We start from the raw sequence: 14713 nt of genomic DNA, 5'->3' as shown, positions 1-14713 counted from the left end.
GCCACCACCCGAGAGGAATACACAGTGCTTCGCACCCATGAGGCCGGCACGCTGCGTGCGTCCAACATCGGCGAGACCGTCACCCTGGCAGGGTGGGTCGCCAAGCGCCGCGACCACGGCGGCGTCGCCTTCATCGACCTGCGCGACGCGTCGGGCATCTGCCAGGTCGTCGTCCGCGACGAATACCTCGAAAAGGCGGGCATCCACGACCTGCGCAACGAGTTCTGCATCCAGGTCACGGGTGTCGTCGACGGCCGCGACGAGCAGAACACCAACCCGAACCTGCCCACCGGCGAAGTCGAGGTCGCGATCCGCGAACTCGAGGTGCTGAGCGCCGCCGCGCCGCTGCCGTTCCAGATTGACGAGCGCACCACCGTGGGTGAGGACGCCCGTTTGCGCCACCGCTACCTCGACCTGCGTCGTCCGCGGCAGCACGATGCGCTGGTGCTGCGTTCAAAGGTCACCCAGACCATTCGCGACGCGCTGTCGGCGCGCAACTTCTATGACATCGAGACCCCGACGCTGACCCGCTCGACCCCCGAGGGTGCGCGCGACTTCCTGGTACCGGCCCGGCTGCACCCGGGCAGCTGGTACGCGCTGCCGCAGTCGCCCCAGCTGTTCAAGCAGCTGCTGATGGTGGCCGGAATGGAGCGCTATTACCAGATCGCGCGTTGTTACCGCGACGAGGACTTCCGCGCCGACCGCCAGCCCGAGTTCACCCAGTTGGACATCGAGATGAGCTTCGTCGACCAGGACGATGTCATTGCGCTGGCCGAAGAGGTCATGGCGGCCTGCTGGAAGCTCATCGACGTCGAGCTGCCCACCCCTATGCCCCGGATCACGTGGCATGAGGCCATGGACAACTACGGCTCGGACAAGCCCGACCTGCGTTTCGACCTCAAGATCCGCGAGGTCACCGAGCTGTTCGCCAACACGCCGTTCCGGGTGTTCCAGGCGCCCTATGTCGGCTGTGTCGTGATGCCCGGTGGCGCCTCGCTGCCCCGGCGCCAGTTCGATGCCTGGCAGGAATGGGCCAAGCAGCGCGGTGCCAAGGGTCTGGCCTACATCACCGTGGGTGAGGACGGCGAGCTGGGCGGCCCGGTCGCCAAGAACATCTCGGAGGACGAGAAGGCGCAGATCGCCGAGGCCGCCGGTGCCAAGCCTGGCGACGCCCTCTTCTTCGGTGCCGGCCAGCGCGAGCAGTCGCAGGAACTGCTGGGTGCCGCGCGCCTCGAGATCGGGCGCCGCACCGGGCTGGTCAAGGACGACGAGTGGTCGTTCGTCTGGGTCGTGGACGCGCCGATGTTCAAGTCGACGGCCCTGGCCGAGGCCGAAGGTGATGTCGCGGTCGGGCATGGCCAGTGGACTGCCGTGCACCACGCGTTCACCAGCCCTCGTCCGGAATCGATGGACAGCTTCGACACTGACCCCGGCTCGGCGCTGTCGTACGGCTATGACTTCGTGGTCAACGGCAATGAGGTCGGTGGCGGCTCGATCCGTATCCACCGCCGCGACGTGCAGGAACGCGTGTTCAAGGTGATGGGCCTGACCGAGGACGAGGCGCAGGAGAAGTTCGGCTTCCTGCTCGACGCCTTCCAGTTCGGCGCGCCGCCGCATGGCGGCATCGCATTCGGGCTCGACCGGCTCGTGATGCTGCTGGGCGGGTTCGACACCATCCGCGACGTCATCGCCTTCCCGAAGTCGGGCGGCGGCTTCGACCCGCTGACCCAGGCCCCGGCCCCGATCACCGCGCAGCAGCGCAAGGAGGCCGGGGTGGACTTCAAGCCGGAGAAGAAGGCCGAGGCGAAGCAGGCTGGGGCGACGCCGACGGCTTGATCGTCACAGATTTGTCGACTGGGGGTCCTGGCCGGGCTGCGTGGGCTTGGCCGGGGCCGCTGTGTCTTTGGCGGAGCCGTGTGCCGTATCCGTGGTCAGCGTGACGTGCGTGGTGCCGGTGGCAGCCAGCGCGCCACCGACGACGAGTGGGGCGAGCATCAGGGCGAGGTCGCGACGAGTCATCATGGGTCCAGTCAACTGAGTGGGGCGGCCGGGCACATCGGCGCACGGGCGGTGATGTGGGATCGGTCTACTAGACCTGGGTCAGATGTCACCTCAGGGCTACGGGGCACGACAGTGGCTGACAAGGGACTTGATGTCTGGTTGCAGACATCCCTTGACGGCGTCGCTGAGATCACCTAGCGTTTGTGGCGGGCACAGAGCTGTGCCTCATCCCCTCTCCTGGAACGAGCAAATTGTGCGAATCCTGGCCAGCTTGTCCGCACTCTCACTCCTCCTTTCCACCCCCCCTGCCTCGGCTAGTCCCGTTGAAGGGGTGGACAGGCAGTGCTGATGCCGCCTCGGGCTCTGGTGCTTGCAGCGTCGAACGTTCGTTCGGCGCTGTATGCATGTGTCGCGGCCGCAACGGCGATGATTGTCGTAGGTGTGTTTGCCATCGTCTCATTGACAACTGAGACCGTGGCCAGGCACAGTTTGGGCAGCTTCGCCTACGGCTATCGGTTCAGCCAGCACATCGAACCCGGCCAGCGTTTGGATACGACGGCCTGTGTGAGGCTGGCACAGGGATTTGGTGGAACTTGTTCGGCGAGCCTCAATGCCCTGGGCGAGTCTGCAACAGCCGATGGTCGGCCTGTTGAAACTGAGGTCCGGATCACAGAAGGCCCTTGGGGGAGCGGGCTCAAGCCGGACGAGTATCGCTTGGTCGAAGGGCGATGGCCGCAGCAACCCGGCGAGGTGGTGGTGGGCCCAGACCTCGCGGGCAGTCGGGTGGTTGAGAGTTGGGGCGGTCGCGCCCGATTTGATGTTGTTGGCGTCAGTCAAAGCGTATTCTCGCGGGGCGGGAGTTTCCTTCTTGCTGCTCCAGGCACCTATTCTCTGCTCAGTGGGGCTGATCTTGAGATGTCTGGAGTATCGGCGTCGGTCACAATATTCTTGGACGATCCGAAGGCTGTAGACCTCGCCAAGGTCGCCGAGGCGCTGGGGGTGGACCCCAACGGAGCGATGACGAGTCGCAGTACCGTGGTTCGCGCGGCCTATGAATGGCGTGGTCAGGTGGCGATTTTGTTACCGGGTATTGCGCTGGCGGCCGCCGGCGGAGTGGTGGCGGGCTTGGCGTTCGGGCCATGGTCTGGTCGGGTGGGACGGTCCCTGTACCGCGTCGGAGTCGCGCGGAGGCTCAGTAGTCGGTGGGTCAGGGGTGCGCAAGTGTCGGCTTTGCTCGTCAGTGTCCCGGCAGGTCTGCTGGTGGGGTGGGGTTTGGCTTGGGCGTCGAAGCCTCTCATCGAATGGGTGACAGGGTCTGTGCAGTCGTCACCTGCTGTCCCGTGGTGGGCTGCGGCGTCGATAGCCGGCGCGGTTCTGTTCGGTGCTCTTGCTGTTCCGGGCGAAAGGATCGCGCGAGCATCGGACCGCTCAGTGCCACGAACCGTCGCCGCCGCAGCTGCGGTGTTGGGTATCTCGAGCGGACCAGTGCTCGGCCTTGATCAGGTTCGAGCAGAACTCGTTGGTGGAGCGCTTCTGGGTCTAAGTCTTGGCTTGGTCGTGCCCGACATCCTGATGCTGGCTTCACGCCGAAGCAGGCCCACCTTGGCGGGTGAGTTGACGCGCCTGGTCTTCAGAGGGATGTTGCCCTCACTCGGCAGGCGTCTTGGCGTCGTCGTTCTGGCTCTCGGCCTGAGCGGCAGCGTCGTGGCCAGCCTGGCATCCAGCAATCTGGCAACAAACCGTCGTTACAGCGAGGGGCGAGGGACCCCCGAGCATGCAGTCGTGGCCTACACATTCGACGCGCGAATCGCGCGGCAAGTCCCCGAATGGGCCGCGAAGTCAAGTGCGAGGGCACATCCAATTTGGTTCATAGGGGGTAGCGCCGGCGCGGATATCGCTGTTGTGCAGGATGCGCAGGGTGCCGCCGCAGCGCTTGGTCGAGAGATGACGTCCATGGAGCTTGACGCACTCGCGAGGGGCTCAATTCTGGCGACGAGGGTACCGGTTGAAGTGAGGGAGGGCCCCAAGCCAATTACGATTCCCGGCGTTGTCCTGTCGAATCCGGGGGGGTATGTGGGTCGTACAGCCGGTGTGGTGATGCGCGCAAGCCTGTTGCAAAAGGGTGTGGAACTCCCGACGCTGCCCCAGCATACTTTGCTCGCCGGCAGTGGGAATTATGTTGAGCGCATTCAAGGTACGGCAGTTCAATTGGGGATTGGAATGACATGGTATTCAATTCCATCGGTTCCTGAGCTTTATACCGGTGGCTTGGTGGATCAGGTCCAACCGTGGATTCTTGCTGTGTTGTGTGTGGCAGTAATGACGTCCCTGGGTGCGACAATCGCACAGCAGGTGCGTCCGCACCGCAGTGCCCTGCGTGTCATGGGTATCGTTGGGTGGCGAGATTGCAGACTGGTTCTGCAACCGCTGGGAGTCGCCGTGCTGACAGTCGTATTTCTCGGACTGGTGCCACCAGTGGTCGTGTTGGTGCGTTCCGCGGTTGGTGGCGCCGACGTCATCATTCCGTGGGTGCCGCTCTTGCGCAATGCTGCGATCGTCACGATTGCCTCGGCGGTCGGCGGAGTGGTGGGATCATGGCGTGTGGACAGCAGGGAGAGATTCCAATGATTGCCGACTTCTTGCATGTAGAAAGTGTGCGCAAGGTGTTCAGCGCAGAGGCGGGCGAGGTGGTTGCCCTTGACGATGTTGATCTACGTGCAGGCCGGGGAGAGTTCATTTGTCTGCGAGGCGCCTCGGGGTCGGGCAAATCCACCCTGCTGAACGTTCTCGCCGGCCTTGAAAGCCCAGACCGTGGCAGCGTGGTGGTTGGCGGGCAGGAAATGGCAGGCTCGTCGGAGGACATCCGAGCACACGTAAGGCTGACGAAGTTGGGAATCGTCTTTCAGGACGACAACGTGCTGTTTGAGCTGTCAGCCATCGACAACCTGTTGCTGCCGCTGGAGGCGCTGGGTGTGGACGGCCCTGCTGCCCGCGAGCAAGCCGAGTCCGCGCTGGCTCGAGTGGGCCTGGGGGATCTGTGTGACCGTCTGCCTGCAGCGATGTCTGGCGGTCAGCGGCAACGAGTCGGGGTTGCCAGGGCACTGACTGGTGGCAGAAGTGCGATCCTTGCCGATGAGCCGACAGGTTCTTTGGACTCGGTCACCAGTCGGGATCTCTTCGCGCTGTTTCGCCAGCTGTCTGACGAAGGATTGTTGGTTGTGGTGGCGACTCATGATCCTATCGCCGAGCAGTTCGCCACTCGCGTGGTCGACATGGTGGATGGCCGGTTGACAGAGCGTGCCTGAGTACATCCTAGACTTCTCGGGGTGACTGACCTGTTCGGCAACCCGGATGAACCCGATGTGCCTGCCACCGTGGTGGCCGGGGGTTCGTTGACGGGGGCTGCCCACCAGCACCTGCCGCTTGCGGTGCGGATGCGTCCACGGTCCCTCGACGAGATCGTCGGCCAGCAGCACCTGCTGGGCCCTGGCTCGCCACTGCGGCGTCTCGCCACCGGCACCGCGGCGATGTCGGTGTTCCTGTGGGGGCCGCCCGGGGTCGGCAAGACCACGATTGCCGCCGTGGTCAGCCATTCCACCCACCGCCGGTTCGTGGAGCTGTCCGCGGTGACGGCCGGGGTCAAAGAGGTGCGTGCCGAGCTTGAGACCGCGCGCCGCGAGTTGGCCCGCGGCACCCAGACGGTGCTGTTCGTCGATGAGGTGCACCGGTTCAGCAAGGCCCAGCAGGACGTGCTGTTGCCGGCGGTCGAGAACCGACTGGTGACGCTGATCGCGGCGACCACCGAGAACCCGTCGTTCTCGGTGATCTCGCCGCTGCTGTCGCGTTCATTGCTGCTGACGTTGAAGCCGTTGACCGACGATGACATCGCGACGCTCGTCCGACGTGCTGTGGCCGACGAGCGCGGCCTGGGTGGCGCATTCACCATCACGGACGACGCACTGGCTTCGCTCGTACGACTCTCTGGCGGCGATGCCCGCCGCTCGTTGACCTACCTCGAAGAGGCCGCGGCCGGCGCCCAGGCACGCGAACTCACCGAGATCAGCACCGAGGTGGTCGAGAAGGCCGTCGACAGGGCGGCCATCCGCTACGACAAGGACGGAGACCAGCACTACGACGTGATCAGCGCGTTCATCAAGTCGGTACGCGGTTCTGACGTGAACGCGGCCCTGCACTACCTGGCGCGCATGATCGAGGCGGGGGAGGACCCCCGCTTCATCGCGCGTCGCCTGGTGGTGCTCGCGAGCGAGGACATCGGCATGGCCGCCCCCTCGGTGCTGCAGACCTGCGTGGCGGCCGCCCAGGCTGTGCAGCTGATCGGCATGCCCGAGGCCAGGCTCAACCTTGCCCAGGCCACCGTCGCCGCGGCGCTCGCGCCGAAGTCGAATGCGGTCTATGTGGCCATCGACGCAGCCATCGCCGATGTGCGCGCCGGCCGCATCGGGCAGGTGCCACCCCACCTGCGCGACGCCCACTACGCGGGTGCCGAGAAGCTCGGCCACGGCAAGGGCTACAAGTACGCCCACGACGAGCCGCACGCGGTCGCCCGCCAGCAGTACCTGCCCGACGAACTCGACGGCACCGTCTATTACCGGCCCACCGGCCACGGCAACGAGGCCGCACTCGTCGACCTCGTGGCCCAGTTGGACGACCTGCTGGGCCGTGACCACTAGAGTGAACGCGAACGACCCCCGCCCGATGAAAGCGAGACCGTCATGTCCCTCGGAAGCATCGCCGCACTGATTGCCGCGATCGCCGTTGTTGCCCTGGTCGCCTTCCTGGCCGTCCCCCTGCTGAAGCTGGGGCGCGTCCTCGAGGAGACCCGGCTGCTGGTGCGCGACATCGGCCACAACTCGGTGCCGATCCTGGTCGAACTGCGCGGCACGGTGACCGAGGCCAACAACGAGATCGCCAAGCTGGCCGTCGTCACCGAGGACGTCGCGAAGGTGTCGGCCAACGCCACCGTCGTCGCTGAGCAGGCCTCGCAGATGAGCCAGCTGTTCGCTGCCACTCTCGGCGGCCCCCTGGTCAAGACCGCGGCGTTCAGCTACGGCGTGCGCAATGCCATCAAGGGCCGCTCGGCCGCCAAGCCCGCGAAGCGGGTGAAGTGACATGGGACGCTTCGTGTTCTTCGCCCTGGGAGTGGGCGTGACCGTGTTCGTGGTCGTGAAGGGGCGCGAGCTCGCCAAGAAGGCGACGCCGCAGCACCTGCAGGATTCGGCGTCGCAGAGGTTCAGCGAGCTCATCGACCAGGTGGGGGAGTTCATCACCACCGTGCAGCACTCGATGACCGAGCGCGAGGACGAACTGCGCACCGAGCTGGGCATGGAAAAGAAGTAGTTCCCACTCGTTGGTCGGAGGCTGTCACCTCCCGCGACAAGGATGCGTGGCACTGGCGCATGATGATCGCCCAGCCGGCGTGGGTGACGGATGCGCGCAGGAGCCCAGTGCCATGCATCGCCATCACGAGGTCTACCTGTCCGATACCCGGCGCACTGACCCGGCGAAGTTGCGGACGATCCTGCGCCAGCCGGTGGAACCCTTGGGGTAGGGCTCAGGGTCGGGTCGTCCGGGGGTGTGAGCGGGTGACCCGGGGTGGGGACCGCTGGTGGATGTGCTGGTCAGCCCACATTTCGCATGCTTGATGCATGTTCATTCAGATTCTTGCTCCAGCCCTCATCATCGTCTCGATCGCGCTCGTCGTGGCCATGGCCGCGATGCCGGCGTGGTGGGAGTTGTCGGGGACGTGAGCTGAATGAACTGAACCCGCGCGCGGGCATGCCGGTGGCCCGCCGGGGTGCGGCGGGTGCGGCGGGGGTGGGTGTCAGGCGGCGGCCAGGATCTGTCCGGTGGGGTCCTGGATGAGCCAGGTGTGGCTGGGTGTGACGAGGTAGCCGAAGCCGAGTGGTGATTTCCAGAGGTAGGTGCCGGGTGAGGGCTGGGACAGGCGCCAGCCGCCGTGGGTTTTGGCGCGGTGGACTTTGCGGGAGAGTGGGGCGAGGTTGTCGGGCCTGGTCATCGGTTGCTCCCCGCACATTGTGGGTCGCCAGGGGATGGTGTGGTCGAGGTCGAGCCCGCGGGATGGTTTCTTGGAGTAGGGGAAGGCTTCGTGGGGGTTGCGCAGGGTGATCCATTCCCGCATCCGGGCCGGCACGTGGTAGGCGTCGGTCGGTGCGAGCTCTTCCGGGTTCAGCACGGGCCGGACGCTGATGCGGGTGTTCCCGGTGAGGTGTTTCACCCACCCCGCCAACAAGGACCCGGCCTTCTCGACCTTCACCAGCCCTTCACCGCTGCGCAGGGTGGTGTCGGTCAGATGCACGACCAGTTCCGTGCGGGGCAGCAATGCGTCGGGGTCAACAGTGACCGCACCGCAGGTGTGCCCCCGCTGGCCCTGCGCAGGGCAGCGGGCATCGAAACCCTCGTCCTCGCCGGGCAGCTCATCGGTGAGCGCGGCCTGCAGCAGCTGCAACGCCCGCGCCGGTGAGGCCAACAGCCCCAACGCCTGGGCGCGGCGGACCTGCTGCGACTCGCGGTTGCCGCCGTGGGCGAGGATTTCGGCGAGCCGGTTCAGTTGCGCGTCGAGGAAGATCGCATCCGCAGTATCAATCGTGGCGGACACGTCGGCGACCCCGGCCCCGGAGCCGTCGACGCCGCGGGTGTTGATCTCCACCCTGCGCCTGGCCAACGCGGGGTCGATGGGTTCGGCATCAGGGTCGTGGAGCAGTTCTTTCACGCAGGCTTTGATGAACTCCAGTACCCGGCCGAACGCCATGGTGTTGAGCCAGTGGGGCAGGTCCCGGTCCAGCTCGATCGCCTGCTCGTACGACAGTTCCCAGGTGGCGCTGGCGAGTTCGGTGGCCTGCCAGACCCGCAGCCGGCCGTCCATCAGCACGCCCCACGTGTTCGGCAACCGGTGCCTGACCGCCAACGCGTGCGCGATGTGGATGCGGACCGCTTCTTCGGACTGCCGCAGCGCCGCCGCCAACTCGAGGGTGCAGAACTCCGCCACCCCCGGGGTGCCGTCGCCGCCCCACTGCACCAACCGCTCGGTACCGGCCAGCACCGGGCTCTCTTCGGGCACGAACCGGTATTGGTCGGCGAACTCGGCATAGAGCCGGAACTCCTCGGCCTCCGCCCGGCATTTGGCGAGGAACGCATCATTCAAGGCGACCAGCTTCGCCCGTGCCCCGTCAGCGCTGATCTCGCTCTTCGCGAACCGCTGCTCGGAGGGTCGCCGGTCGATCGGCGGCCTCGGTTTCGATCTTGGTCTTGCGGGTCTGAATCGGTCTTCTACTACGGCGCTGGATCCCATCCGGACCACCTCGCCCCTTCATCTCGACTGGACAGAAACACCACCCGACACCACCTCGTGTCGAACTGTTGTTCTATTCTCTCAAGCCCGGGCCCCCCACACAACCCCCGCGCAAGATCTGTGGACAACTATTTCCGGCCTGGTGCCCGTGCAGGAACCCCGCCCTCAGCGGAACACACGTGTCCCACGACAGCCATACGTCTAAGCTTGTCCGAGGCCAGCGCCCGCCGGCGCCGGTCGACCGCACGCAACCCAGAGGATCACCATGAAGGCCGCCGACGTCGGACGTCGCTTCCTGGACTACTTCGCGTCCAAGGACCACACGATCGTGCCCAGCACGTCGCTGTTGTACAACGACCCCACCCTGCTGTTCGTCAACGCAGGCATGGTGCCGTTCAAGGCCTACTACACCGGTGAAGAGGCAGCCCCGTTCAAGCGGGCTGCCAGCGTGCAGAAGTGCGTGCGCACCCTCGACATCGACGAGGTGGGCAAGACCACCCGCCACGGCACGTTCTTCCAGATGAATGGCAACTTCGCGTTCGGTGACTACTTCAAGGCCGAGGCGATCGAGTACGCCTGGGAGCTGATCACCACCGAGCAGCACAACGGCGGCTACGGCTTCGATCCCGACAAGATCTGGGTGACCGCGCTGTACGGCGACCAGGAGACCATCGACCTGTGGCAGAAGGTCGGCGTGCCGCGCGAGCACATCCAGGAACGCGGTCTCAAGGACAACTACTGGAACATGGGCATCCCCGGCCCCGGTGGTCCATGCTCCGAGATCTACGTCGACCGCGGCCCCCAGTACGGCGCCGACGGCGGCCCCGAGGCCGACGAGGACCGCTTCCTCGAAATCTGGAACCTCGTCTTCCAGACCGAGGAACTGTCCGCAGTGCGCGCGAAGGACGACTTCGACGTGCTGCGCCCGCTGCCGGCGAAGAACATCGACACGGGCATGGGCCTCGAACGCGTCGCCTACCTGCTGCAGGGCGTCAACAACATGTACGAGACCGACCAGGTCTTCCCCGTCATCGCACGGGCGAGTGAGCTGGCCGGCAAGAAGTACGGCGCCGACGAGACCGACGACGTGCGCCTGCGCGTGGTCGGCGACCACGTGCGCAGCTCGTTGATGCTGATGACGGACGGCGTGAACCCCGGCAACGAGGCGCGTGGCTACGTGTTGCGGCGCCTGCTGCGCCGCAGCATCCGCGCCATGCGGTTGCTCAGCGTGCATGACCCGGTGATTGGCGAACTGCTCACCATCAGCAAGAACCTGATGCACGAGTCCTACCCCGACATCGACACGCAGTGGGACCGCGTGCTCTCGGCGGCCACCGCCGAGGAGGAGACCTTCCGCCGTACCCTGACCCAGGGCAGCCAGCTGTTCGACACCGCGGTCAGTCAGGTGCGCGCCCAGCACTCCTCGACCCTCAGTGGTGAGCAGGCGTTCCAGCTGCACGACACCTATGGCTTCCCGATCGACCTCACCCTCGAGATGGCCGAGGAACAGGGCCTCAAGGTGGACCGCGAAAAGTTCGTCGAGCTCATGAACGAGCAGCGCGCCCGTGCGAAGGCCGATGCCAAGGCGAAGAAGACCGGCGGTGCGAGCACCGAGGTCTTCCGTTCGCTGCGTGACAAGGGCGAGACCCCGTTCCTGGGCTACACCGAGCTGACCGTGCCCACCCGGGTGCGTGGCATCATCCACGACGGCCAGTTGGTCGACCATGCCCCCGCGGGCTCGGTCGTCGAGGTCGTGCTCGAAGAGACGCCGTTCTATGCCGAGGCCGGTGGCCAGGACGCCGACCTGGGTGTGCTGCGCGCGCATGGCTTCGAGCTCGATGTCATCGATGTGCAGCGCCCTGTGCCCGGTCTTGTCGTCCACTCGGTCGAGGCGACCGGCGACCTGGTGGTCGGGGACGAGGTCGTGGCCGCAGTCGACGGCGCCCACCGCATCGGCTCATGCCAGGCGCACACCGCGACCCACATCATCCACGCGGCGCTGCGCGAACTGGTCGGCAAGAACGCCACCCAGGCCGGTTCGTACAACAAGCCCGGTTACCTGCGCTTCGACTTCTCGGCCCAGCAGGGCCTTTCCGAGGCCCTCAAGCAAGAGATCGAGGAACGCGCGAACAACGCGATCCGCGACAACTTCGAGGTCACCGACACCCAGATGAAGCTCGAAGAGGCCAAGGCGATGGGAGCCATGGCGATGTTCGGCGAGAAGTACCCGCCGATCGTGCGCATGGTCGAACTGGCGGGGGAGTGGAGTCGGGAACTGTGCGGCGGCACCCACGTCGGGCGCACCAGCGAGATCGGCATGCTGACCCTGCTCGGTGAGCAGTCGATCGGTTCGGGCACGCGCCGTGTCGAGGCGCTGGTCAGCACCGATGCGTTCACCCACCTGGCGGGCGAGCGGGCGCTGGTCAGCGGGCTGGCGAGCATCCTCAAGGTGCAGCCGGACCAGCTCACCGACCGCGTCGAGAAGCTCGTGGCCCAGCTCAAGGACGCCGAGAAGACCATCGCCGAGATGAAGGCCCAGCAGCTCGCTGCGGGTGCCGACGACCTCATCAAGGCCGGACGCACCGTGGGTCGCGTGCTGCTCGTCAGCTCGCGTCTCGACGGGGTCGCGGCCGGCGACCTGCGCAACCTCGCCACCGACCTGCGTGGCCGGGTCGCGGGGCAGCCCGCAGTGGTCGCGCTCATCGGCGGCACCGCCGACAAGCCCGCGATTGTCGTCGCCACCACCGACGGCGCACGCGAGGCGGGCGTCAAGGCCGGCGCGCTCGTCGGGCTCGCGGCGCCGCTGCTTGGCGGCAAGGGCGGCGGCAAGGACGACCTTGCCCAGGGCGGTGGCACCGACGGCTCCGGCGCCCAGGTGGCGCTGCAGGCCATCGAGACCAACCTGGCCTCGCGGTGAGCAGCACTCGTTGAGCGAGTTGTCGGAAGAGCGCGGTGTGCGCCTGGCCCTGGACTGGGGCAAGGCGCGCATCGGCGTCGCGGCATGCGACCCGGGCGGCGTCCTCGCCTACCCGGTGGGAACCATCAATGCCAAGGACGCGCCGCTGCGGGCGGTACTGGCCCTGGTCGCCGAGTACGAGCCCGTCGAGGTGGTCTTCGGCTGGCCCCGCAACCTCGCCGGCAAAGAGGGCCCCGCAGTCGAGGCCCTGCGTGGGGTGGTGGCCGAACTTGAGGCCGCCATCGCCCCGTTGCGGGTGGTGCTCGTCGACGAGCGGATGAGCTCTGCAGAGGCAGCACGTAAACTGGCCGCAGCAGGCAAGGACTCGCGTGCTCGGCGCGGCATCATCGACCAGATGGCTGCTGTGACCATCCTTGAGCATGCACTGGAGCGTCGCCGACCCGGCGGCCCACCACACGGGAGGCAAGTGTGAGCGGACTGTTCGTGGAGAACCAGGGACCGAACTGGAAGAAGATCCTGTACCACGGCAAGAGCACCTTTGCGGTGCTGCTGAGCATCGCCGTGCTGGTCACCATCGGCTGGCTCGGCTATTCGACGGTGCGCAATGCCTATCTCGACTACAAGGCGACCGATGACTACCTCGAGGTGAGCGGTGAACCGGTGGTCTACACGGTGGCCAAGGGTGCCTCGGTGAACTCGATCGGCTCGGACCTTGCCGAGAAGGAAATCATCAAGTCGACCAAGGCGTGGAAGAGCGCGGTGGCCGGTCTCGGCAGCGAGGCGCAGTTCCAGGCGGGGCGCTTCGAACTGCGCCAGCACATGCCCGCTGAAGAGGCGGCCAAGATCCTGTCCGACCCGACGAAGATGATCCGGACCCGGGTGACGATCCCCGAGGGCTACCGCATGACCGACCAGTGGCCGATCATCACCAAGGGCGTCCCGGCGATCACGGCCAAACAACTGCAGGACGCGGCGAAGAACAAGGCCGCGCTGGGCCTGCCTGCCTGGGCCACGAACCCCAACAGCCCCGAGGGATTCCTGTACCCCGAAACCTATGAAGTCGACGACACCCCGACCGGTGCAGAGCTGATGAAGGCCCAGGTCGCCCAGTTCACCAAGGTGACCACTGAACTGAACTTCGACGAGCGCGCCAAGACCCTTGGTCTGACCCCGTTGCAGGCGCTGACCCTGGCCAGCATCGTCGAGCGCGAGGCCAGCAACCCCGAGGACATGGCGATGGTGGCGGGCGTGTTCTACAACCGACTGGCCAAGAAGATGAAGTTCGAGTCGGACGCCACAGTCGTCTATGCCAACAACATCAAGGGACGGCTGACCACGACCGACAAGGAACGTGCCAACCCGTCGCCCTACAACACCTATGTGCACGTCGGACTTCCGCCCGGCCCCATCTCGAACCCCGGTGCTGAGGCCCTGAATGCCGTGCTCAACCCGACCAAGCACGACTACCTGTACTTCGTGCTGGTCGACCCCGAGACTGGCAAGACCGAGTACAACACCACGTGGGAGGGACACGAGCAGTCGCGTCAGAAGTTCGTCGCTTGGTGCCAAGCTCATCCCGGCAAGTGCTGAGCCAGTTCGGGGCGGAACGGGTCTGTGGGGTCATCGGTCACCCGGCACACCATTCCCTGTCACCTGCCATGCACCGCGCGGCCTATGCCGCCGCAGGGCTCGACTGGTCCTATGACTGGCACGACGTCATGCCCGAGGCGCTGCCCGCGTTCGTCGGGGGGCTGGACGAGCACTGGCGCGGCCTGAGCGTAACCATGCCGCACAAGCAGGCGATCACCGCCTTGGGTGAGCCGGACGAAGTCGTGCGCCTGGTGGGTGTCGCCAACACGCTGCTGCGGAATGCGGGCGCCACGAACACCGTGCACAATACTGACGTGCCCGGCTTCGTCACGGCCTGTGCGAGCGTCGGACTGGACCAGCTCGACCACCTCGCGGTCGTCGGCAACGGTGGCACGGCCCGCGCCGCGATCGTGGCCGGTGCGCGCATGGGGGCCCAGCGGGTGACGGTGCTCGCGCGTCGTCCGGAGCGTGCCCAACCACTGGCCGAACTCGCTGACGTGCTGGGGGTGGCGTTCACGGTCGTCCCACTCGACGAGGGTCTCAGCCACGCCGTCGACGTGGTGTTCTCGACCGTGCCGACCGAGGGCATCGCGCCGTATGCAGAGGCGCTGGTGGCCCGCGCGGGACTCGCCTTTGACGCCGTGTACGACCCGTGGCCGACGCCGCTGGGGCAGGCCGCCGAGCGGGCCGGGGTGCCCGCGCTGTCGGGGCTGCACCTGCTCGCCGGCCAGGCCGTCGACCAGGTGTCGATGATGACGGGCATCGACGCCACCGAGGTCGGTGCCGGTTTCGCGGTTCTGTACGAGGCCGGGGTCGCCGAACTGCGCCGCCGCCAGCACGCCTGAGGGCCGGTTCACCGGCCGGGCGTGGCACGG

12 protein-coding genes are annotated in these 14713 nt (G+C 66.4%); 10 read left to right on the top strand and 2 right to left on the bottom strand.

Annotation, left to right across the window (positions count from 1 at the left end):
* Positions 1-24: 24 nt before the first annotated feature.
* Complete coding sequence (gene aspS / locus ACQCX5_RS01855; RefSeq protein ID WP_434540284.1) at positions 25-1836, top strand: aspartate--tRNA ligase; 1812 nt, start codon at positions 25-27, stop codon at positions 1834-1836.
* Positions 1837-1839: 3 nt separating this feature from the next.
* On the opposite strand, the gene ACQCX5_RS01850 is transcribed toward aspS, so the two are convergent.
* On the bottom strand, positions 1840-2022 hold the full coding sequence (locus ACQCX5_RS01850) for a hypothetical protein (RefSeq protein ID WP_434540283.1): 183 nt from the start codon (positions 2020-2022) through the stop codon (positions 1840-1842).
* 420 nt (positions 2023-2442) lie between these two features.
* Between ACQCX5_RS01850 and ACQCX5_RS01845 the strand changes: the two genes are divergently transcribed.
* From ACQCX5_RS01845 to ACQCX5_RS01825, 5 genes are read left to right on the top strand one after another with little or no spacing between them, the layout of a single operon-like run.
* Entirely contained in the window at positions 2443-4629 is a 2187-nt protein-coding gene (locus tag ACQCX5_RS01845) for a hypothetical protein (protein ID WP_434540282.1), read from the top strand.
* Entirely contained in the window at positions 4626-5306 is a 681-nt protein-coding gene (locus ACQCX5_RS01840) for an ABC transporter ATP-binding protein (RefSeq protein WP_434540281.1), read from the top strand. Before ACQCX5_RS01845 ends, ACQCX5_RS01840 begins: the two co-directional genes overlap by 4 nt.
* A gap of 21 nt (positions 5307-5327) precedes the next feature.
* Complete coding sequence (locus tag ACQCX5_RS01835) at positions 5328-6692, top strand: replication-associated recombination protein A (RefSeq protein WP_434540280.1); 1365 nt, start codon at positions 5328-5330, stop codon at positions 6690-6692.
* 42 nt (positions 6693-6734) lie between these two features.
* Positions 6735-7130, top strand: a complete 396-nt coding sequence (locus ACQCX5_RS01830; RefSeq protein WP_434540279.1) for a DUF948 domain-containing protein — start codon at positions 6735-6737, stop codon at positions 7128-7130.
* A 1-nt stretch (position 7131) separates the two neighbouring features.
* Positions 7132-7359 carry a hypothetical protein gene (locus ACQCX5_RS01825; RefSeq protein ID WP_434540278.1) on the top strand — a complete coding sequence of 76 codons (228 nt, stop codon included), beginning with the start codon at positions 7132-7134 and terminating at the stop codon, positions 7357-7359.
* 484 nt (positions 7360-7843) lie between these two features.
* Here the strand turns inward: ACQCX5_RS01825 and ACQCX5_RS01820 are convergent, their stop codons facing one another.
* Positions 7844-9184, bottom strand: a complete 1341-nt coding sequence (locus tag ACQCX5_RS01820; protein WP_434540277.1) for a DUF222 domain-containing protein — start codon at positions 9182-9184, stop codon at positions 7844-7846.
* 412 nt (positions 9185-9596) lie between these two features.
* On the opposite strand from ACQCX5_RS01820, the gene alaS reads away from it, so the two are divergent.
* Genes alaS through ACQCX5_RS01800 form a run of 4 tightly spaced genes read left to right on the top strand, consistent with a single transcriptional unit; the run spans position 9597 to position 14683 of the window.
* A complete protein-coding gene (gene alaS / locus ACQCX5_RS01815) occupies positions 9597-12248 on the top strand; it encodes an alanine--tRNA ligase (RefSeq protein WP_434540276.1) in 2652 nt (883 codons plus the stop codon).
* 37 nt (positions 12249-12285) lie between these two features.
* Positions 12286-12720 carry a Holliday junction resolvase RuvX gene (gene ruvX, locus ACQCX5_RS01810; protein ID WP_434540704.1) on the top strand — a complete coding sequence of 145 codons (435 nt, stop codon included), beginning with the start codon at positions 12286-12288 and terminating at the stop codon, positions 12718-12720.
* Entirely contained in the window at positions 12717-13838 is a 1122-nt protein-coding gene (gene mltG, locus ACQCX5_RS01805) for an endolytic transglycosylase MltG (protein WP_434540275.1), read from the top strand. Before ruvX ends, mltG begins: the two co-directional genes overlap by 4 nt.
* On the top strand, positions 13811-14683 hold the full coding sequence (locus tag ACQCX5_RS01800) for a shikimate dehydrogenase (RefSeq protein WP_434540274.1): 873 nt from the start codon (positions 13811-13813) through the stop codon (positions 14681-14683). Before mltG ends, ACQCX5_RS01800 begins: the two co-directional genes overlap by 28 nt.
* Positions 14684-14713: the final 30 nt, after the last annotated feature.

The sequence above is a fragment of the Aestuariimicrobium sp. G57 genome, from assembly GCF_050110855.1.
GTDB lineage: Bacteria > Actinomycetota > Actinomycetes > Propionibacteriales > Propionibacteriaceae > Aestuariimicrobium.
This window is presented reverse-complemented; position numbering and strand designations above follow the sequence as displayed.